Source organism: Lentzea sp. NPDC005914 (assembly GCF_040629405.1).
Classification (GTDB): Bacteria; Actinomycetota; Actinomycetes; order Mycobacteriales; family Pseudonocardiaceae; genus Lentzea.
The window spans coordinates 51,387-72,013 of sequence record NZ_JBEXVQ010000021.1 but is presented as its reverse complement, the minus strand read 5'-3'; the positions used below and the strand labels follow the sequence as shown (position 1 = coordinate 72,013).

The window sequence follows — 20,627 nt, the reverse complement described above, 5'->3', positions numbered from 1 at the left end:
AATGACGTAGCTCGCCATGGGATCATCCCCCGATGGCGCACGAGGACCGCTCGCTGAACACCACCGGTGACGTCCACGGCTTCGTGGTCCAGGCCCACAACGTCTATCTGAACCGCGCCGTACCGGAGACCCCGCCGAGGCCCTGCGAGCCGCCGGAGAACTGGGCGGCGGCAGCGGTTCTGCCCGTGGAGATCCAGCGGCTGCTGTGGGCGCAGGAGCAGGCCGCGAAGTCGCCGCCCTACCAGCTGCGCGGTGCCCGCAGGCCGTCCCTGGGGGCCGTGTACGTGCGGCAGGACCTGAGCAGCGGGGTGGAGGACGGCCCTGCCGACCACCTGCGCACCGGCCCGGTGCTCGACGAGTTCGGCCGGCTGGTGGAGGTGCCGGGTGTCGCGTCGATCCGCGTGTCGGTCCGCCCGCCGTCGAAACCGCTGCGCGCCGCGCTCGACGCCGAGGAACACCTGATCGTCATCGGCGGCCCGGGGCAGGGCAAGTCCACGCTCACGCTGCGGCTCGCCGCGGAGATCGCCAGTCATTGGTCCGCGCGGACGAGCGAGCCGCCGATCGAGGAACCGGTGGTGCCGTTGCGCGTCACCGCGCGGTTGCTGGCCGCGCACCTCGGTCCGAGCTTCTCCAGGGCCCTCGCGGACAGCGTGAGCGCCGAGTACGGCCTCTACCTCACCGAACCCGTCGATGCGGCCTGGCTCGCCAGCCGTGTCTCGGGCTGCCGCTGGCTGCTCATCGTGGACGCCCTCGACGAGGTCGCCGACGTCGAGCAACGCGCGAAGCTCCTCGACGCGCTGGCCGCGTGGGCGTCCAGCCCCACGTACCGCATCGTGCTCACGACCAGGCCCTCGGAACGGGGCGCGCTCGCGGCACTGCAGCGCGCGGGAGCCGCCCGCTACGAGCTCCAGCCGTTCGACGAGGAGTCGATCGACCGGTTCGCGCAGGGGTGGTTCGAGGACGAGGACCTCGCGCACCGCTTCCTGCAGCAGATCCGCGAGGCGCACCTGTCCGAGCTCGTCGAGGTGCCGCTGCTCGCCACGATCGCCGCGATCGTCTTCGAGAAGTACGGCCAACGACCGTTGCCCGGCAACCAGTTCGAGCTCTACGAGTCCTATTTGGACTACATCAGGTCGTCCCGCGAGGTGCCGGACTCCTTCGAGTGCTACCGGGTGGCGCTCGTCGAACACCTCGGCCGTACCCGGCTCGCCGCCGACACCTCGCTCATCGACGTGGTCGAGGAGTGGGCACGGCTACGGGACACCCCGGCCGACGAGTTGATGGCCAACCTCAAGGCCACCGGGCCGTTCGTCGAACGCGGCAACGACCTGGTGTTCCTGCACCACAGCTTCGCTGAGCACGTGGCCGCCACCGCGCAGGCCCGTGAGCTGCCCGCGCCGTTCAACCCGGAGCACGGGGCGTTCGCCAAGCTCCTGCACGCCACCACAGCCCTGGAGGAGGGCCGGTTCGCACGGGCGGTGCTCCTGCACTACACCTACCTGCACCCCGCCGAGGCCGACCGGATGCTCGCGTGGCTGCACGGCGGCGGTTCGGAACAACACCTCCTCGCCGCCCGGCTGCTCGCGCGCCACCTCCCCGTGAGCGCGCCGATGGTCGACGAGTTCCTGGTCACCGCACGGCAATGGGCGATGACGACGCAGTTCCGCAGCGGACCGATCCTGCAACAGACCAGCCGGGCCACCCACCACCACGGCCTCGTCGAGTGGTTGCGGGACCTGATGGACGACGAGGCGGCCCCTCGGCGCTCGCGGGCGGAGGCCGCCACGGCACTGGCCGTGCGCGTGCGGGGAGCGCACGCGGCCACCGCCCTGGCCTTCCTCAGGTCCACAGTGGACGACGCGAGCGCCCGCGTCGAACACCGGTTGACCGCGGCCGAGGCACTCGCGCAGGCCGGCGTCGGCGAGCGTGCCGCGGCGGAACGCGGGCTGCGCTCGGTGCTGGCGGACCCCTTGGCGAGCGGTGCGGACTGCCATACCGCAGCGGTCGTGCTCTCGGCGTTCGGCACGCAAGCGCGTGCGGTCGCGGTGGCACGCTTGAACGACTTTCTGTCCGATGAGGACGGTGACACCGCCGATCTTGTCGAGGCGGCCACCGGCCTGGTCGAGATCGGCGCCGAGTTCCACGAACGCTGCGCCGCGGTGTTCCGCGCCGTCCTCACCGATCCCGTGAGCGACTTCGCGGGCAAGCGGAACGCGGCCATTGGCATGGCGTCGCTCGGCGCGCGCGAGGAGGCGGCGGAGGTGCTGGCCGGCTTCGCTCGTGCGCGCAAGCACAGTTCGTCGGCCAGGGCGAACGCGGCGTCCGCGTTGGCCGCACTCGGTCCGGATCACCGCGCGGCGGCGGGAAGTCTGTTGCGGGCGGAGCTGGAGGTGCAGATCCCGGACTCGAGCGACCGCGCCTTCTTCGCACCTGTCCTCGCCAGGATCGGGCACCGTGGGCTCGCGGTGGAGCTGCTGCGGCAGGTGCTCGCGGACCGCACGATGATGTGGAGCGAGGTCGTCCTGGCCGCGTCGTATCTCGCGGAGCTGGGGCCGTCGTTCCGGGACGAGGCGGCCGACCACTTCGAGAACGCGCTCGCACATGTGCCTCCAGCCAGACTTGAACACACGTACGCGCTGCAGTATCTCGCGCGGCTCGGTGAGCCCTATCGGCGTGGCGCCGTTGCCCGGATGGACGAGCTGTTGTCGGATCGCAGCATCGAGCCCGAGAACCGGCTCGGGCTGGCGAACGAGATGGTCAGGTGCGCGCCTGACCTGATCGCGCAGATCAAGGACCGTGTGCTGGCCATCGCGACGACTGACCTGGATCCCAAGGTGATCGTCAAAGCGTGGTCCGTGCTCCGCCAGTTCGGGGCGGAGCTGCAGGAACGGGCGTGCGAGAGGCTGCTCGCTCTCGCTCATCGCGACTCGGAGGCACCCGCCCAGGTCGGTCTGGCCTTCGGTTCCGCGGCGGCGTCCGGCCGTGCGGCAGCGGGCGAGGTGTTGCTCGGCATCGCCCGTGATGACGAGCGTGATGTCGCAACGCGCCTGTCCGCTGCCGAAGGGCTGCGGTATCTCGGGCCTATCTACGTCCGGGCCGGGGCCGAATGCGTGTGTGCGCTCATCGCCGCGGACTGGATCATCGATTTCCCCGTCGCCGTGAACCCGTTCACCGGATGCGGGCGAGGTGTCCGGCGGTTGCTGGCGGACGAGGTCGTCAGAGCGCTGGGCAGGTACGTTTTCGACGCCGAGCTGTCGTGGTCTGCGGCAGAAGCACTGGACCTGCTCGGGTTTCCCGTCCCCGAACCGGTGCTCCTGCGCATCGCTGATGACGAAGTCGCGGACTGGGGACCGCGGGCTCGGGCCGCGGCGGCACTCGCCAGAACCGACCCTGCTCGCTGTGAGAACGCGGTGGAAGTGGTCTTCCGCGCGGCAGCGAGCATGGCGACAGTGGAGTGGCGCCGGGTAGTCGGTGAGCTGGCGAAGATGGGAGTGGACGTGCGCCGGCGTCTCCAGACGCTGGCGATGGACCTGAACAACTCCCGGACGGCCACCAGGACCGCGGCCTACGTGCTGGGCGCCGAAGGCCTGGACGTGTTGAGAGCGCAGGCAGCTGATCCGTACATGCCGTTCGGCTTCAGCGGACATCTTCGCTGGCTGCTGGTGAAGGTGGATCCGGGGGCACATCCGGAGGCGATCACCTACCTTCGCACCGCGCTGGGCGATCCGAGACTGCCGATCGCAACACGGTCTGAGGCCGCGAAGAGGTTGTACTGGCTGGATCGCACGTGTTTCGTCGAGTCGACGGAGGCGCTCTTCGGATTCGCGGAAGATCCACAGCGGACCTCAGGGGACCGCGCGACTGCGGCTGTGGCTCTCGCCACGTTCTTCGGCACCGCCTGCCCGCCTCGCCTGACTCGCCTGCTCACCGGACTGGTGCACGATCCGGAGACCCATGACGGCAGACGGCAAGACCTTGTCGCTCTGGTGCCTCCAGCACAGCGCGCGGGACTCGACCTGATCTTGCTGATGGACCATTCGGCGTCAATCGCCCGCCGCATACCGGGACGAAGTGCCCGCTGGAACAAGGCTTTGCGGGAGAAGGCCGAGCAGGTGGCGCGGGAGGTGCTGCACGCGCCGGAGATCCGCATCCGGGAACGCAGAGAAGCCGCGGTCGAGCTGGCAGCCGTCTCGCCACGCCACGTCGAGGAGGCACGCGCGTTCCTCCTGTCGGACGGGTCGGATGACGCACTCTCCAGAGTCGCGTTGCTCGGTGCGTGGCCTCAGGTGCACGAGAGTGCGCGGAAGATCGTCCTGGACGAGACACGAGATCCGCGGGAGCGCAGGGCCGCCGCTCTGGTCATCGGCAAACTCAGCAAGACGCCGTCGGTGCGGGACTTTCTGCTGTGCGACCGGGAAGCGTCGTGGCGTGACCGAGTCGACGAGCTCTGGTACGCCGATGCCTTGGACGAGCTCAGGGCCATTCGCGACGACACTCGGGCGCCGGCGGCCCAGCGTGCGCGAGCGGCTGACCGTCTCGACGCCTGCACCGTCGACGATCGTGCGGCGGCTGCGCGGACGCTGGCCTCGATCGCCGCTGACCGGTCCGCCCGGCCGGCACTGCGCTGGCGGTCCGCCCGCGATCTGGCCGCCTACGGGCTTCGCGGCCGTGCCGAAGCCGTGCACTTGCTCGACCAGATCGCCCGTGACGAGTCCTTGCCGATCACCACGCGCGCTGAGGCGGCGTACCAGCTCGGCTGGTACGAGCCGCCCCGCCGCGGTGAGATGCTGGACGTCCTGCGAGGTCTGCTGCCGGCGGCGAAGCCGTTGCAGCAGCTGAACGTGCTCGAGTCGATCGACATGTGGTCACCGCAGGAGGCGATCGGCGAGCTCTTCCGGATGACCGCCGACAAACGGCTCGGGTCCCTGGTGCGGCTGCGCTGCGCGATGGAGATCGTCGCGACCCGGCGTGATCTGCGGGACCGGTGTGCGGTGGTGGCGAGGGAGATCGCATTCGACACCGAAGTGCCTCGGCACGTCCGGCGGCGCGCGGCCCGGTACCTCGCCGAGTGGAGCGACGTTTGCCGCGAGGAGGCTCGTGCGCTGCTCGTAAAGCTCTGAGCCGTTCGCGTGATTGCGGGGCTCGATAGGTTCTCCTGCAACGATGTGAGGAGGCCTCGATGCTGGCGGCGGCGATGGCGTTGGTGGCGGTGGCGGTTGTCCCACCTGGACCGGTCACGGTTGAGGTGGTGAGCGTGGGCGGCACGGGATGTCCGCTGGGGACGACGAACGTGGCGATGTCGGAGGACAACGAGGCGTTCACGGTGACCTACAGCGACTTCCTGGTGCAGGCCAGGGGTAGCGAGGCGAAGAAGAGTTGCACGATCGAGCTGAAGCTCAATCACGCGGCCGGGTATGCGTACGGGATCGCCGCTACGGATTACCGCGGGTTCGCCAACCTGACGGACGGGGCGCGAGGCGTTGAGCGCAACAGTTACCACTTCCCCGGATTTCCGACGCGGCACAGCATGCACACGTATCAAGGGCCGATGAGTGACAACTGGCAGGTGACGGACAAGCCTGATTCGGTGGCGCACGGACCTTGCAAGGACAAGAAGCCGCTCACGATCGAAGCGGAGCTGAAGGTCACCGGCAAGGGTGCTGCCACGAGTTTCATGACGATGGACTCGACGGACTCCAGTGTCAGCACGACGTTCCGCCTGCAGTGGAAGAAGTGTTGAACGAGCGCAGGCGGTGCATGACGGAGTTGCCGCCGCGTCCGAAGTAGTCGTGCAGCGAGACGTACTCGGCGTACAAGCGGGTGTAGTCGGAAACCCTTGAAGGCGAGGGGGAGTAGACGTCGCGGCGCACTGAACCCATGGCAACGGAGGCATCCGAGATCGATGGGTACGCGCCCGCGGCGACGGCTCCGTGGATCGCGGCACCCAGGGCGGCGCCCTCCGAGGAGCCGATCAGAGACACCGGCATGCCCAGGACGTCGGCGTAGATCTGCATGAGCACCGGGTTTTGCGTCAGGCCGCCCGCCGCCACGAACGACTCCACGGGCAGGCCGGCGGAGCGGAACGCGGTGACGATCGTGCGCGTGCCGAACGCGGTGGCTTCCATCAAGGCTCGATACACGTCTTCGGCACGGGTGGCGAGGGTCTGGCCCAGCACGAGACCGGACAGCGCGTGGTCGACCAGGAGGGAGCGGTTGCCGTCGTGCCAGTCCAGGGCGACCAGGCCGTGTGAGCCCACCGGGCGGTCGTCACCGAGGCGCGAGAGCAGCGTGTGGACCGAGATGCCCTCATCCGCAGCCCTGGCGGAATAAGACGCGGGCACCTGATGTTCCACGTACCAGGCGAGGATCGAACCGGCACCGCTCTGGCCCGCCTCATAGCCCCAGTGGCCTGGGACTATGCCGCCGTCCACGACGCCGCACATGCCGGGCACGGGACGCAGCGAGGAGCCCACCATCATGTGGCACGTCGAAGTGCCCATCACGGCCACCAGTTGACCTGGCGAGGCCGCGCCGGCCGCCGCGACGGTGGCGTGGGCGTCGATCACTCCGCAGGCGACAGGGGTGCCTTCCAGCAGGCCTGTCAGCGCGGCGCCGGAAGCGGACAGACCGCCGGCGCGTGTGCCCAACGGCACGATCGGCGCGTCGAGCTTCTGAGCTGCGAAGGAACCGAAGTTCGGGTGCAGTTGTGCCAAAAGGGATTGCGACGGGTAGCCGGACTGGTACAGTCCCTTGTAACCGGCGGTGCAAGCGTTTCGCACATAGGTTCCGGTCAGCTGCCAGACAATCCAGTCAGCGGCTTCAACCCAGTATCTCATCTGGGCGTAGACATCAGGTGCCTCTTCGAGCACCTGCAGCGCTTTGGGGAACTCCCACTCCGCTGAGGTCAGTCCTCCGTACATCTCCATCCACTGCTCCGAAGCGAACACGGCGTTGAAGCGCGCGGCCTGCGAAGAAGCCGCGTGGTGGCGCCAGAGTTTCGCCAGGGCGTGGGGAGACGAGGACTCCAGCGGGGTGCCGTCCGCCTGCACCGGAAGCACGGTGCTGGCGGTGAAGTCGGTGCCTATGCCGATCACGTCGGCAGCGGAGGCACCGGCCGCGGCAAGGGCCTCGGGCACACAACTCAGGGCGTCCACGTAGTCGGACGGCACCTGAAGTGCCCACTGCGGCTCGGGTTCCAGCACTCCGTGGGCGTACTCACGGGAAGCGCTGCCCAGCTCGGCTCCATCGGACACGCGGACCACCACGGCCCGCGCCGACAGGGTGCCGAAGTCTATCCCCACCACCAACACTCTCAAACCCTCCCGAAAGGACAGTCACCAATGCACATCGGTGTACTCGACATCCGAAACAACAAGGCCTCGCTCGTCGACGGTCCAGTCGTACCGCAAAACCTCGTCAAGCAACACGACCTGAGGCGAGGTGACCAGATCAGCGGACAGGCCGAGGACGGCAAGCTGGTCAGCGTCGACACCGTCAACGGGCGCAAGCCGCACAAACGGCCCAGGTTCGCGGACCTGACGCCGCTCTACCCCAACGAACGGCTGCGGCTCGAGCACGACCCCGACGAGCTCACCAGCCGCACGATCGACCTGGTCATGCCCATCGGAAAGGGGCAGCGGGCGCTCATCGTGGCGCCTCCCAAGGCCGGCAAGACCATCGTGCTGCAGCAGATCGCCGCGGCGATCGCCAAGAACAACCCCGAAGTCCACCTGATCGTCACGCTCGTCGGCGAACGGCCGGAAGAGGTCACCGACATGCGCACCACGATCCCGGGCGAGATGTTCACCTCGACGTTCGACGAGCACCCCAGGGAGCACGTCCGAGTCGCCGAACTGGCCGTGGAACGGGCCAAGCGGCTCGTCGAGGACGGCCAGGACGTCGTGATCCTGCTCGACTCGCTCACGCGCCTCGGCCGTGCCTACAACCTCGCCGCACCGAACGGCGGCCGCATTCTCAGCGGTGGCATCGACTCCAGCGCGCTCACGCCGCCGAAGCAGTTCCTCGGTGCCGCCCGCAACATCGAGGAAGGCGGCAGCCTCACGATCTTCGCCACCGCCCTCGTCGAGACCGGGTCGCTGGCCGACACGGTGATCTTCGAAGAGCTCAAGAGCACCGGCAACGCCGAACTGAAGCTCGATCGCAAGGCGGCCCAGAAGAGGGTCTACCCCGCGGTCGACCTCCACCAGTCCAGCACCCGCAAGGCGGAACTGCTGGTCTCCCCGCAGGAACTCGCCATCACGGACACGATGCGCCGGGCCATGGCGGACCGCGAGATCGACGTGCTTCTCGAAGGACTGCGCAAGACCCGGAGCAACGCGGAGTTCCTCATGCAGATGTCCTCCTAGCTGATACTGCATCCGCTGCCCGGTTGCACCGAGTTCCACAGTGGACTGATAGGTTGCAGACATGGGCGGGCAGGTGAAGCGGTCGTTCAAGTTCCGCTTCTATCCGACCGATACGCAGGCGGCGGAGTTGTTGCGCACGTTCGGGTGTGTCCGCAAGGTGTACAACCTGGCCTTGCAGGCCCGCGCGGAGGCGTGGACGTTGCGCGGGGAACGAGTCGGCTACGAGGCTACGTCAGTGTTGCTGACTGCGTGGAAACGCACCGAGGAACTGGCGTTCCTCAACGAGGTGTCGTCGGTGCCGCTGCAGCAGGCCTTGCGGCATTTGCAGATGGCCTTCTCTCACTTTTTCGCCAGGCGTAGCCGACATCCGCGGTTCAAGTCCCGGAAGAAATCGCGTGCCTCGGCGGAGTACACGCGTTCGGCGTTCCGATGGCGTGACGGGGCTTTGACACTGGCGAAGATGGCTGAGCCGCTGGACATCCGCTGGTCCCGGCCGCTACCAGAGGGTGCGACACCGTCCACGGTGACCGTGTCGCGGGATCCGGCGGGGCGCTGGTTCGTGTCCTTGCTGTGCGAAGATCCCGCAGTAAAGCCTTTGCCCGCCACCAATGCGGCGGTGGGCATCGACGTCGGCCTCGACCATCTGCTGGTGCTCTCGACCGGCGAGAAGATCGGCAATCGCCGGCCCGAGCGCCGCGACCGACTAGCTCTGGCCAGGGCTCAGCGGTCGTTGTGTCGCAAGCAGAAGGGCAGTAGTAACCGGGACAAGGCGCGAGTCAAGGTCGCTCGCGTGCATGCTCGGATCGCCGACCGGCGTGTTGACTTCCTGCACAAGATTACTACTCGGCTCGTGCGTGAGAACCAAACGCTCGTGATCGAGGATCTTGCCGTGTCGAACATGATGGGCAACCGGCGCTTGGCTCGTGCGATCGGTGATGCGGGCTGGCGGCAGTTTCGGCAACTGCTCGAGTACAAGGCACGGTGGTATGGGCGGGACGTGATCACCGTGGATCGCTGGTTCCCGTCGTCCAAACTGTGCTCGGCCTGCGGCGCACTGGCGGCGTCGATGCCGTTGCGCGTGCGTGTGTGGACTTGTGGCTGCGGTGCGATCCATGATCGGGACTTGAATGCGGCGCACAACATCTTGGCCGCCGGGCTGGCGGTGTCTGTCTGTGGAGCCGGTGTAAGACCTCAACGGAACACTCCGGGCGGGCAGTCGGCGGCGAAACAGAAATCCCTCGGCGCGAGCCGTAGGACCCCCCTTGTTCACGAGGGGGCGGAGGTCAAGCAGATGTCGAAATGAAGTCCCGCTCCAGTTCCCGGTCCAACGCCCGCGTAGGCGCCCCGAGCGCGTAGAACAGGAACCCGATACCGATCACGATCAGCAACGGCACCACCTGCGACAACGTGTAGGCAGTCCGCTCACCCGCGAACGCCGAAGGCAGCTCCAGCGGCCAGATCAGCACGACCACGGTGAACGCCACCAGCCCGGTCGTCAGAACCGTTGTCAGCAAGGCAAAAGGAGCGCGGAACGGTCGAGCGGCGTCAGGCAGCTTACGACGCAGCACCAGCATCGACGGGAACGTCAGCAGGTAGCTGATGAACGTCGTCGAGATCACCAGCGCCAGCCCGGCGGTGAAGTACTTCTCGGAGTCGCCGCCCGTCAGGTTCAACGCCGTCACCAGCACGACGGAAGCCAGCAGTCCGGAAAGGACGTTCACGCGCAGAGGCGTGCCGTAGCGAGAGGACAGCCGCCCCAGGTACGCGGGCCCGGCGCCGTCCGCACACGCCACCGCCTGCGCCCGGTGCGCGCCGATCGCCCACGAGACACCGGACGTCAGCACGCCGATGATCAACCCGGCCGCGCAGATCGAACCGAGCACCGCGCCCGCGCCGGTCAAAGTCACCGTGCCGTCCTCGGCCACCGAACCGCCGTACACGGTCAGCACCTGCTTGGCGGCGTCGATGAACCCGCCCAGCCCCTGGATCCGGGAGGCCGGAACCACCAGCAGAATCCCGAGAATCGGTCCGCCGTAGAGCAGGAACGACGCGATGCCCGCCCGCAGGATCGCGAACGGCACGGTCTTCTGCGGTTCGGTCATCTCCTCCGTCGCGGCCGAGGGCAGCTCGAACCCGACGTAGTTGAAGATCAGCACGGGTACCAGCGCCACGAACCCCGCCCACGTCGGTACGAAGTCCCCGCCGGACAACGGTTGCACGCCGTTCTTCACGGCGTAGACCACGACGGAGATCGTGAAGAAGCCCAGCAGCACGATCCGAGCGAACGCGCCCGCGATCGGCACCCACTTGCCGATCCGCAGCGACGCGGCGACGGCGAGAACGCCGATCCAGATGAACGCGAGGCCCGCGATGTGCTTGCCGACCATCCCCAAGGGCAGGAAGAACGTCTCGAACGTCGTCACCGCGATGATCGCCAGCGTGCCGCCCATCCACAGCGGGTTGGACAGCCAGTAGAGGACCTGGTTCACCCCGGCCGCGAGACGGCCGAACGCGAGCTTGGTCCACACGTAGGGCCCGCCCTCGACCGGGAACGCCGTGCCCAGTTCGGTGGTCAGGAACCCGTACGGCAGGAAGAACACCACCGCCAGGATCACCATCCAGACGAGGCCCTGGGGCCCGTTGGCGGCGACGCTGCCGATCGTGTCCAGGCCGACGAGGGTGCAGAGCAGGTAGAACGTGACATCCACCCGGCGGAGTGACTTGCGCAGGTGTGTTCGTTCGCTGAGCCAGTTGCCGCTGAGAGGCTGTACCTCGCTCACTGGGCCCTCCAGATGGTTAACTGAGTCGTCAGTCAGTTATCGGTGGACCATGTGACCGCGGTCATACGCTGAAGTCAAGAGGTGTGTTCGATGAGTTATCTCCAGGTCACCTGGACCGACCCGGCCACCGCAGCGCGCGGTTACCTCGTCATCGACCGTCTCGTGCGCGGCGTGAGCAGCGGCGGACTGCGCATGCGGGCCGGCTGCACCCTCGACGAGGTGCGCGGACTGGCCGAGGGGATGACCGCGAAGGAGGCCCTCAACTACGACCCCGGCGCGCGCTACGTGCCGCTCGGGGGCGCGAAGGGCGGCATCGACTTCGACCCGTACGACCCGAGGGCCGAGGAGGTCCTGACGGCGTACCTGTTCGCCATGTCGCCCTACATCGAGCGGTTCTGGACGATGGGGGAGGACCTCGGGCTGCGTCAGTCCACGATCGACACGGCCATTGAGAAGATCGGCCTGCAGTCGTCGATCCAGGCCGTGTACCCGCTGCTGGACGACGAGCAGAAGGCCCGCCAACGCCTCGCGGACGCCTTCGCGGTCGACGTCGACGGTGTCAGCCTGGACGAACTGGTCGGCGGCTACGGCGTCGCGGAGGCGGCGCTGGCCGGCATCGAACACCTGAACCTGCCGAACCCCACCGCGTTCGTCCAGGGCTTCGGCTCGATGGGCGGCGCCACGGCCCGCTACCTCGCCCGCGCCGGCGTCAGGATCGTCGGACTCGCTGATGTCCATGGTGTCGTAGCCAACCCTGACGGGCTCGACGTGGAAACCCTTTTGCTGTCCCGGGACGCGCACGGCGCCATCGACCGCACGAAGCTGCGCCCGCAAGACCTCCAGCTCGCGCGCGACAAGTGGCTCGACGTCCAGGCGGACGTCCTGGTGCCGGCAGCGACGTCGTACGCCATCAACGCGGACAACGCGGCGGCGGTGCGCGCCAGGCTGATCGTCGAAGCCGCCAACATGCCCGTGACCAGAGAGGCCGAGGAGATGATCGACGCGCTGGTCATCCCGGACGTGGTGGCGAACTCCGCGACCAACTCCTGGTGGTGGTGGACGTTGTTCGGCGACGTCGAGGCCACCGCGGAGTCGGCGTTCGCGAAGATCGGCACGAACATGCGCCGCCTGGTCGGCAAGATCATCGACGCACCCTCGCCGCGCCAGGCCGCGGCGGAGATCGCGGCCGAGGCCGTGAAGGAGATCGAGCAGAGGTTCTGACGGCTCGAAATTGCGTTGCACGCCAACCCGGCGGTTGGCCATTGTGACGTCCATGTGGTCCTGACCCAGTGAGCAGCTCACCCGCACCTGTGTGGACGGTGCGGGTTTTTCCGCACACCCACTGACTCCTGGGGAATCACCGAATCACATGAGCTCTCTTCGCCATGCCGAAAACAAGTCGATCTGGGTCGTCCGCGAGCTCGGACTGCCCGCCATCGTCAAGACCTGCGTCTCCTGCGGGCACACTCGTCACCACGCGACCGGCAAGATCCGCGTCAACGCCAACGGCAAGCAGCTCGACGTCTGGTTGCTGATCGGCTGCGAGCGGTGCGACCGCACGTCGAAAATCCCTGTCCACGAACGGGTTCACGTCTCCGCGCTCGACCACGACCGGCTGGTGCGGTTCGAGGAGAACGACCCGGCGATCGTGCGCGAGTTGGTCCACGCACAGCGCCGGCTCGACTGGACCGGCACGTGGGCGCTGGAGACCGACCTGCCGTTCTACGAGATCGAGAAGGCCGCGGAACCGCTGGACGTGATCGTCAGGTTCGAGCTGCCGGCGCCGATCCGGGTCGAAAAGCTGCTGATGGCCGGGTTCGGGCTGAGCCGGTCAGCGGTGAAACGTCTGGTCGACTCTGGCCGGATCCGGCTGCCGCTGGCCCTCGACGCGAGGGCCCGCGGCGACTTCCGCCTGGAAGTCGAACGCCGTCAGTCCAGCGGGCCGAACAGCCACGCACCCGGACCGTCCAGGTCCTCCGAGAAGTAGTACGCCCTGATCGCGGCCAGCAGATCCTCGGTGCCGACCAGACCGTCACCGTCGTGATCGAGCCGCGAGTGGACGATCCGCGCGTCGGCCGGGGGCAGGTTCATCAACGCCCCTGACCACCGCACGTACTCGTCCACGCCGAGGTGGCCGTCGCCGTCCTGGTCGGCGACGGCCATCAACGCGTCGAGGAACGGCATGTAGCTATCGTCGAACGACTCCGGCCGCTCCAGCAGCCGCCGGGTGAACGCCAGCTTGTACTCGGTGAGGCTGATCCGGCCGTCGTCGTTGGTGTCGGTCATGGCGGAGAGGTGGTCCCACACGCCCAGCAGATGCTCGTGGAACCGCCTCGCCCGGCGGTCGTCGTCGCCCAGGCTGAAGGCCGCGGTGGTCCGCGACCCTGCCCGTTCGAAGTCGGAGCGCTGGATGAACCCGTCCTGGTCGCTGTCGTAGGTTTCGAACCTGCGGGTGAGCTTGCGGTCCAGGAAAGGCGAGATCTGCATGCCCCCTTGTTACCCCGTCAGCGCTTCTTCCTGCTGGCCGGGGCACCAACGTAGTCCGCCAGGTGCTCGCCGGTCAGCGTCGACCGGTCGGCCACCAGGTCGGCGGGCGTGCCCTCGAACACGACCTTGCCACCGTCGTGACCTGCACCGGGACCGAGATCGATGATCCAGTCGGCGTGCGCCATCACGGCCTGGTGGTGCTCGATCACGATCACCGACTTGCCCGACTCGACGAGCCGGTCCAGCAACCCGAGCAGCTGCTCGACGTCGGCCAGGTGCAGGCCGGTCGTCGGTTCGTCCAGGACGTAGATGCCGCCCTTGTCGGCCATGTGCGTGGCCAGCTTCAGGCGCTGACGCTCACCACCGGACAGCGTGGTCAGCGGCTGCCCCAGCGACAGGTAGCCCAGACCGACGTCGGCCAGCCGCGACAGGATCGCGTGCGCGGCGGGCGTTCGAGCCTCACCCGCGCCGAAGAACTCGACCGCCTCGGCCACCGGCATCGCCAGCACTTCGGAGATGTCCTTGCCGCCGAACTTGAACTCCAGCACCGCCTGGTCGAACCGCTTGCCCTCGCACACGTCGCAGGGGGACTCGATCGTCGCCATGATGCCGAGGTCGGTGAACACCACGCCCGCGCCGTTGCAGTTCGGGCACGCGCCCTCGGAGTTCGCGCTGAACAGGGCGGGCTTCACGCCGTTGGCCTTGGCGAACGCCTTGCGGATCGGCTCCAGCAGGCCGGTGTAGGTCGCGGGGTTGGACCGCCGCGAGCCCTTGATCGGCGTCTGGTCGACCACGATCGCGCCGGAGTCCTTCGGCATCGACTGGTGGATCAGGGACGACTTGCCCGAGCCCGCCACACCGGTGACCACGGTCAGCACACCCAGCGGGATGTCGACGTCCACGTCACGCAGGTTGTTCTTGGCCGCGCCCCGGATCTCCAGCACGCCGGTCCTGGCGCGCACCTCGGACTTCAGCGACGCCCGGTCGTCCAGGTGACGCCCGGTCACCGTGCCGCTCTTGCGCAGCCCGGCGAGCGTCCCCTCGAAGCAGATCGTGCCGCCGTTGCGACCGGCGCCGGGTCCGAGGTCGACGATGTGGTCCGCGATCGCGATCGTCTCGGGCTTGTGCTCGACGACGAGAACGGTGTTGCCCTTGTCCCGCAAGCGAATCAGCAGGTTGTTCATGCGCTCGATGTCGTGCGGGTGCAGCCCGATGGTGGGCTCGTCGAACACGTACGTCACGTCGGTCAGCGCGGATCCGAGGTGCCGGATCATCTTCACGCGCTGCGCCTCGCCACCGGACAACGTCCCAGCGGGACGGTTCAGCGACAGGTACCCGAGGCCGATCTCCACGAACGAGTCCAGCGTGTGCGCGAGCTTGTCCACCAGCGGCGCCACGCCCTTGTCCTTCACCGAACGGATCCAGTCGGCCAGGTCGGTGATCTGCATGTCGCACAGGTCGGCGATCGACACACCCTTGATCTTGGACGACCGGGCGGCCTCGGTCAGGCGCGTCCCGCCGCAGTCGGGGCAGGTGCCGAACGTGGCGGCGCGGTCGACGAACGCGCGGATGTGCGGCTGCAGCGCCTCGCGGTCCCTGGACAGCATGGACTTCTGCAGCTTCGGGATCAGGCCCTCGTAGGTCAGGTTGATGCCGTTGACCTTGACCTTCACCGGGTCCTTGTAGAGGAAGTCGTGCAGCTCCCTCTTGGTGTACTTGCGGATCGGCTTGGCCGGGTCCAAGAACCCGGACTGCGCGAAGACCTGCACGGTCCACTGGCTGTCGACGCTGTAGCCGGGCACCTTGATCGCGCCCTCGAGGATCGACTTCGACTCGTCGTAGACCTCGGTGAGGTCGATGTCGGAGATCTGGCCGCGGCCCTCGCAGCGCGGGCACATGCCGCCGGTGATGGAGAACTCGCGGCGCTCCTTGACCTTCTGGCCCGCCTTCTCGATCGTCACGGCACCCGCGCCGGAGATCGAGGCCACGTTGAACGAGAACGCCTGCGGGCCGCCGATGTGCGGCGTGCCAAGGCGGCTGTACAGGATTCTCAGCATCGCGTTCACGTCGGTCGCGGTGCCGACGGTGGAGCGCGGGTCGGCGCCCATCCGCTGCTGGTCGACCAGGATCGCCGTGGTGATGCCCTCCAACAGGTACACCTCGGGGCGCGGCAGGGTCGGCATGAAGCCCTGGATGAACGCGCTGTAGGTCTCGTTGATCAGCCTCTGCGACTCCGCGGCGATGGTGCCGAACACCAGTGAGCTCTTGCCGGATCCGGACACGCCGGTGAAGACCGTCAGGCGCCGCTTCGGGATCTCGACGTCGACGTCGCGCAGGTTGTTCACCCGCGCGCCCTGCACGCGGATCAGATCGTGGGTGTCGGCATCATGCGTCATGGCGCAAAGCTAACTCCGGCACCCCGGTTTCGCGCTTCTTCATTCGTGATCGGTTACGCGCGAATGCGGTAGTGGTAGGTGCAGACCTCGCGGAACCCGGTCCGTTCGTACAGCCTGAACGCCGTGGAGTTCGCCTTCTCCATCTGCAGGTACAGGTGGTTGGCCTCTCTCGCGGCCGCCCATGAGGCCAGTGCGGCGAGCACGGACCGCGCGGCGCCCTGACCCCGTGCGTGCGGCAACGTCGCCATCCCGAACACACCGGCCCAGCCCTGCTCGGCCACCGCACGTCCCACGGCCACCACCTCGCCGTCGACCTCGGCGTACGCGTACGCGCTCGGGTGCTCGACCCGGCTGAGCAGGTCGCGCTCGGCGCTGACGTCCCGTGTCGTCACCGCCTGCCACGCCGCCAGCCACTCGTCGGTCGGCCGCGCGCTCACCTCTCCGGCGTCTGCGTGGGACTGCCTGAGCACCTCGGCGGTCGAGGCGATCTGCAGCGACATGTCGTGGCCGCGCGAGTAGCCGCGCTCGTCCAGCTGCGCGTCGAGGTCGTCCGCGCACACGCCCGGCGTGATCTGGAACCGCGCCCCGGATCCGCGTTCGGCGCAGAACTCCTCGGCCAGCGCGACCCGGTCCTCGCGGTCGTGCGGCAGCACCGCGCTCACCCACCAGGCGTCGCCGGGGGAGTGCCGCAACCACCAGCCGCCGGCCTCTTGCACGTGCGCGGCCGGCTGGGCGCGCGCCGCGTACTCCTGCAGCGTTTTCAGCAGCATGTCAGTCAAGCGAACCCAGCAGCCAGTTGCCGGCCGCCGCGGGATCCTCGGAGAAGTAGAACTCGCGGATCGCCTCCAGGAGTGCACTGGTGGACATCAACCCGTCGTCGTCGGACAGGATGTCGTGGATCATCCGCGCGTCCGCCTCCGAGAGGTTCAGCAGCGCGCCAGTCCACGTGATGTGCTCGTCGACGGTCAGCTTGCCGTCGCCGTCCTCGTCCGCGATCGCCATCACCACGTCGAGGAACGGCACGTACCCCTCGTCGAACGACTCCGGCGTCTCCAGCAGCCCGTTCGCGAACGCCTTCTTGTACTCCTCCAGGCTGATCCGCCCGTTCTGGTCCTGGTCCGTCGCGGCGTGGAACTGCTCCCACAGCCCGGCCAGCATGGCGTGGAACCGGACGGCCTTCGGGTCGTCGTCGGCCAGCCCGAACGCCTTGGTGGTGCGCTCTCCCGCCTGTGTGAAGTTCTCGCGCCCGATGAACCCGTCGCCGTCCGAGTCGTACGTTCGGAACCGGCGGGCGAGCTTGCGGTCCAGGAAGGCGGTGATCTCCATGAGGTCCTTCTACCGCATTCCGGGCTAGAGGAACACGTCCGTCTCCAAAAGGGGATTGTGACGTTTTTCAGGGAGTTAACGCTTGCCGAGCCCGGAAAACGCGCTCGCGACGATCACCATGCCGATCACGCCGATTACCGCGGTGACGCCACCGACCGCTGGTTTCGACACTTGCTGAACGTGCGCGACCGGGCGTGGAGGCGCCGGATCGTCAGTCCGCGACTGGGGCTGTCGCGGGTCCGGAGGCAGTGCAACGGCGGTCGATTCGATTCGAACAACGGCGCTCTCGCTGATGGCCTGGCCCGCTCCGGCACCGGACACCGTCAACCGAGAATTCACCGGGGCCGTGACCTGGCAGGTGTAGGTGAGACGTTCTCCCGGCCGCAGTTCCGGGAACGTCCGGCGGCACGCTGCGGGTTCGCCGTCCACCGTCACGTCCTTGATCGGCAGGTCGGACGGGTTTGCGACCGTGATGGTGACCGTGACGAGCTCGCCGTCCGCGGCGCGGTCCTTCGACCACAGCGCGGTGATGGTCAGCCTCGGGTAGATCACCCTGACCTGCACGGACGCGCTCGCCTCCACCTTGCCGCCGATCTTGTCGGTGGCGGCGACGGTGGACGTGAGGGTGCCGGTCTCGTCGCCTGCAGGGGCGGTGCAGTCCACGGTGGAGGTGGCACCGGGATCGAGTTGGCCTTGCATTGGGGTGCAGCCGGTGATGGCTGTGCGCGCGTTGAGGTCGAACAACGGGGTGTCGCCGGTGTTGGTGACAGTTGTTGAGAATTTGACGTTTTGCCCGGGGAGTGAGGTCATCGGTTCGGTTGGCGTCGTTGCGCGCAATGCCGGATGGAGAACGTCCACCTTTGCGGTCTTCTGGGCGGTGAGTTCGTCACCGGCGAGGCTGGTGGCGTTTGCGGTGACAGTGATCTGGTAGTCGTCTTCGGGTGCTTGCGACGTGCAGGTGCGGGTGGCTTTCGATCTCGGTGCGATTGTGCCGATTTTCTGGCCGCACACCAACACGTCCGCTGCCGGGGCGTCGCCGGTGTTGGTGACGGTCGCGGTCTGGGTGACGTTGTCCTTCGGGTGAGCGGCCGGTTGTTCCGGGTCGACGCCCAGGGTCAGTTCGGGGAGCGGGAACGACCAGGCGATGCTCTGGACCAGGAAGGCGTCCTCGGCCCTGCGGAACGTCAGCTCAGCGCTCCTGGAGCCTGGCCTCAGCACGTCCTCGTTGATCGTGAACGTGCGGGCGTCGACGCTCATGTTGTTGGGAGAGTTGGGTTGCAGAGAGCCTTGGGCCTGCGAGACGAAGGCGTTCCGGCCGCCGATCGAGGCGTCGTCGACCAGCATCTGGTCGCCGTCGGTGGCCCAGTCGCCCTCGTACGCGGTGATGCCCATGCGGATGACCCCGCCGGCCGGGTGCGTCGGGGCGATCGGGGTGGTCAGGACCGGGAGCTTCGTGGGGAGCCGGACGTGGCCGCCGTGCACCGAGACGTGACGCTTGGCAGGGGCAGCGGTGGTGGGGCCGGGGAACCTCCAGACGACGGTCAGCGACCAGCCGCCGAAGCAGTCGAACCCTTGGGGCGCCCAGACGTTGCCGACGGTGACGGTGCCGCTCCTGATCATTGTGGTGACGTCGGCTTCGGCGCTGTAGAAGGTGGTGTCGGTGTGCGCGAGGTCGTCCGGTGGGTCGCTGACGAACCGGTCGGGGCTGACGCGGATACCGTTGAGGCTGACGGGGTCCTGCGGCTTGCCGGGCGGTTCGGTGCTGTCGTGGCAGGTCGCGCTGCCGGCCCAGCCCAGCTTGGCGAAGGCGATCGTGGCCTTGTCCGGGAGAATGAACTGGGCGCTGGACGAGTTGAACGTCGCCGGGTCGCTGTCCACGTCGGTCCAAGACATGCGGTGGCCGTTGTTCAGCGCCGCGGGCCCGTGACCCTTGCGGTTCAGCGCGTCCACACAGGACTGCGGCGGATACTTGGGGGTGGGGCCTGCCTGCTCGGGCGTCGGGCAGGTCAGGACGGTGTTGCCGACGATCGTGACGTCTCCGTACACCGCCTCGTCGAACTGGGTGCGCCACACCTCGGCCGCGGCGACCGGGCCAGGGGTGAGCAGCGGAATCAGCAGAACGACGGCGATGAGGATCGGTACGCGCATGCGACGCCTTCCGGTCGGGGCCGGCGCACAGGTTGACACGGTTCGGCGGCCTTGTCACCGGTCGTTGATCAAGGCGTCCTCACTTTCCGTTGAGGACGGTCGGCCCGCGGTTCTCCTATTCGTGTCCAACGGGTTCCTGTTAGCGCTCCCATGTGGACCAGCGGTGGCCTTGATCAACCTCGGTTGCTCTTGATGGGCGTCCCAAACTGCCGAGAAGCGTGGTGTTGGTGGTCAAACGGTGTCCCTCTGTGGGGAGATGGACCTCATGTGGATCGCGTTCGTCATCGTCGTCGCATCGGTGGTCGTCACCATCGCCGCCTGCCTCCTGTTCGGCCGCTCGCGCGTGCACGACCAGGCCGACGACCGCGATGCCGACTCACGTGGATTTCTGGGTGCGGTGATCAGCGGCCTGTTCATCGTGGCGCTGGCGTTCTACACGGTGATCGTGTGGGAGGACAACGGCACCGCCGAGGACAACGCCGCCCGCGAGGCCGCCGCCGTCGCCGATGCCTACTGGCAGACCGGTGTGATGCCGCAGCCGCAACGCGACCACATCCGCTTGTTGCTGGCCGAGTACCCGAAGCTGGTGGCGGACGAGGAATGGCCGAAGCTCGCTCACGGCGAGGCGGACGACCGCACGACCGAGACGCTGAACTCGCTGCACACCGAGATCCTGTCGCTGCCCGCGACGCCGGATGAGGTGAAGTCGGCGCGGGAACGGGCGCTGGAGCGGCTGCGGGAGATCACGGATCTGCGGCGCGATCGGCTGGATCAGGCCGGCGGGCTCGACAACATGGGGAAGCTGACGCTCATCGCGACGATCGTCGGCGCGGTGGGGATGGTCGTCTTTCCGTTGCTCATCGGGTTCACGGCGCGGTTGCGGCACGTCCTGCAGATGGGCGTGATGGCGGCGGTGCTCGCGTTCGTGTGCGTGTTGTGCCTCGGGATGACCCATCCGTTCAGCGGGGTGTTGCGGGTGCGGCCGGACGCGTTCACGACCGTCACGGAGGAGATCGCGGGCATTCCAGCCGACGCGGACGGCTGAAATTCGCGTGCGCGCCCTGGTACGGTTGCCGCGATGATCACCCTCCTGAGCAGATCGGGGGTTCCGTTCACACAAGGTG

At 67.8% G+C, this 20,627-nt stretch carries 14 protein-coding genes; 7 read left to right on the top strand and 7 right to left on the bottom strand.

Annotated features, from left to right (window positions below):
- Positions 1 to 32 precede the first annotated feature (32 nt).
- Entirely contained in the window at positions 33 to 5,120 is a 5,088-nt protein-coding gene (locus ABZ345_RS27775; RefSeq protein ID WP_359854696.1) for an NACHT domain-containing protein, read from the top strand.
- 59 nt (positions 5,121 to 5,179) lie between these two features.
- Positions 5,180 to 5,740 carry a DUF4360 domain-containing protein gene (locus tag ABZ345_RS27770; protein ID WP_359854693.1) on the top strand — a complete coding sequence of 187 codons (561 nt, stop codon included), beginning with the start codon at positions 5,180 to 5,182 and terminating at the stop codon, positions 5,738 to 5,740.
- Here the strand turns inward: ABZ345_RS27770 and ABZ345_RS27765 are convergent.
- The gene (locus tag ABZ345_RS27765) at positions 5,703 to 7,310 is read right to left on the bottom strand and encodes a ribulokinase (RefSeq protein ID WP_359854690.1); all 1,608 of its coding nucleotides are present in this window, start codon (positions 7,308 to 7,310) and stop codon (positions 5,703 to 5,705) included. The two genes, ABZ345_RS27770 and ABZ345_RS27765, sit on opposite strands and share 38 nt — an antisense overlap.
- A 30-nt stretch (positions 7,311 to 7,340) precedes the next feature.
- Here ABZ345_RS27765 and rho point away from each other — a divergent pair, with 30 nt between their 5' ends.
- On the top strand, positions 7,341 to 8,366 hold the full coding sequence (rho, locus tag ABZ345_RS27760) for a transcription termination factor Rho (RefSeq protein WP_359854687.1): 1,026 nt from the start codon (positions 7,341 to 7,343) through the stop codon (positions 8,364 to 8,366).
- A gap of 61 nt (positions 8,367 to 8,427) precedes the next feature.
- Positions 8,428 to 9,669, top strand: a complete 1,242-nt coding sequence (locus tag ABZ345_RS27755) for an RNA-guided endonuclease TnpB family protein (protein ID WP_359854685.1) — start codon at positions 8,428 to 8,430, stop codon at positions 9,667 to 9,669.
- Here ABZ345_RS27755 and ABZ345_RS27750 read toward each other — a convergent pair.
- On the bottom strand, positions 9,650 to 11,146 hold the full coding sequence (locus ABZ345_RS27750) for an APC family permease (RefSeq protein ID WP_359854683.1): 1,497 nt from the start codon (positions 11,144 to 11,146) through the stop codon (positions 9,650 to 9,652). The two genes, ABZ345_RS27755 and ABZ345_RS27750, sit on opposite strands and share 20 nt — an antisense overlap.
- A 90-nt stretch (positions 11,147 to 11,236) precedes the next feature.
- On the opposite strand from ABZ345_RS27750, the gene ABZ345_RS27745 reads away from it, so the two are divergent.
- The gene (locus ABZ345_RS27745) at positions 11,237 to 12,367 is read left to right on the top strand and encodes a Glu/Leu/Phe/Val dehydrogenase dimerization domain-containing protein (protein ID WP_359854680.1); all 1,131 of its coding nucleotides are present in this window, start codon (positions 11,237 to 11,239) and stop codon (positions 12,365 to 12,367) included.
- A 148-nt stretch (positions 12,368 to 12,515) separates the two neighbouring features.
- Entirely contained in the window at positions 12,516 to 13,133 is a 618-nt protein-coding gene (locus ABZ345_RS27740) for a DUF1062 domain-containing protein (RefSeq protein WP_359854677.1), read from the top strand.
- Here the strand turns inward: ABZ345_RS27740 and ABZ345_RS27735 are convergent.
- The 5 genes from ABZ345_RS27735 to ABZ345_RS27715 all read right to left on the bottom strand — a co-directional run bounded on the left by ABZ345_RS27735 (position 13,076) and on the right by ABZ345_RS27715 (position 19,503).
- Positions 13,076 to 13,633, bottom strand: a complete 558-nt coding sequence (locus ABZ345_RS27735; protein ID WP_359854674.1) for an EF-hand domain-containing protein — start codon at positions 13,631 to 13,633, stop codon at positions 13,076 to 13,078. The genes ABZ345_RS27740 and ABZ345_RS27735 overlap by 58 nt on opposite strands.
- A 17-nt stretch (positions 13,634 to 13,650) precedes the next feature.
- A complete protein-coding gene (locus tag ABZ345_RS27730; protein ID WP_359854671.1) occupies positions 13,651 to 16,029 on the bottom strand; it encodes an excinuclease ABC subunit UvrA in 2,379 nt (792 codons plus the stop codon).
- A 53-nt stretch (positions 16,030 to 16,082) separates the two neighbouring features.
- A complete protein-coding gene (locus ABZ345_RS27725) occupies positions 16,083 to 16,799 on the bottom strand; it encodes a GNAT family N-acetyltransferase (protein ID WP_359854668.1) in 717 nt (238 codons plus the stop codon).
- Between the two features lies 1 nt (position 16,800).
- Positions 16,801 to 17,355, bottom strand: a complete 555-nt coding sequence (locus ABZ345_RS27720) for an EF-hand domain-containing protein (RefSeq protein WP_359854666.1) — start codon at positions 17,353 to 17,355, stop codon at positions 16,801 to 16,803.
- A gap of 75 nt (positions 17,356 to 17,430) precedes the next feature.
- Complete coding sequence (locus ABZ345_RS27715) at positions 17,431 to 19,503, bottom strand: hypothetical protein (protein ID WP_359854664.1); 2,073 nt, start codon at positions 19,501 to 19,503, stop codon at positions 17,431 to 17,433.
- 256 nt (positions 19,504 to 19,759) lie between these two features.
- On the opposite strand from ABZ345_RS27715, the gene ABZ345_RS27710 reads away from it, so the two are divergent.
- Positions 19,760 to 20,548 carry a hypothetical protein gene (locus ABZ345_RS27710; protein WP_359854661.1) on the top strand — a complete coding sequence of 263 codons (789 nt, stop codon included), beginning with the start codon at positions 19,760 to 19,762 and terminating at the stop codon, positions 20,546 to 20,548.
- Positions 20,549 to 20,627: the final 79 nt, after the last annotated feature.

Coding starts and splice junctions, on each gene's coding strand:
- ABZ345_RS27775 (WP_359854696.1), top strand. CDS start 33: ATGGCGCACGAGGACCGCTCGCTGAACACCACCGGTGACGTCCACGGC.
- ABZ345_RS27770 (WP_359854693.1), top strand. CDS start 5,180: ATGCTGGCGGCGGCGATGGCGTTGGTGGCGGTGGCGGTTGTCCCACCT.
- rho (WP_359854687.1), top strand. CDS start 7,341: ATGCACATCGGTGTACTCGACATCCGAAACAACAAGGCCTCGCTCGTC.
- ABZ345_RS27755 (WP_359854685.1), top strand. CDS start 8,428: ATGGGCGGGCAGGTGAAGCGGTCGTTCAAGTTCCGCTTCTATCCGACC.
- ABZ345_RS27745 (WP_359854680.1), top strand. CDS start 11,237: ATGAGTTATCTCCAGGTCACCTGGACCGACCCGGCCACCGCAGCGCGC.
- ABZ345_RS27740 (WP_359854677.1), top strand. CDS start 12,516: ATGAGCTCTCTTCGCCATGCCGAAAACAAGTCGATCTGGGTCGTCCGC.
- ABZ345_RS27735 (WP_359854674.1), bottom strand. CDS start 13,633: ATGCAGATCTCGCCTTTCCTGGACCGCAAGCTCACCCGCAGGTTCGAA.
- ABZ345_RS27730 (WP_359854671.1), bottom strand. CDS start 16,029: ATGACGCATGATGCCGACACCCACGATCTGATCCGCGTGCAGGGCGCG.
- ABZ345_RS27725 (WP_359854668.1), bottom strand. CDS start 16,799: ATGCTGCTGAAAACGCTGCAGGAGTACGCGGCGCGCGCCCAGCCGGCC.
- ABZ345_RS27720 (WP_359854666.1), bottom strand. CDS start 17,355: ATGGAGATCACCGCCTTCCTGGACCGCAAGCTCGCCCGCCGGTTCCGA.
- ABZ345_RS27715 (WP_359854664.1), bottom strand. CDS start 19,503: ATGCGCGTACCGATCCTCATCGCCGTCGTTCTGCTGATTCCGCTGCTC.
- ABZ345_RS27710 (WP_359854661.1), top strand. CDS start 19,760: ATGGACCTCATGTGGATCGCGTTCGTCATCGTCGTCGCATCGGTGGTC.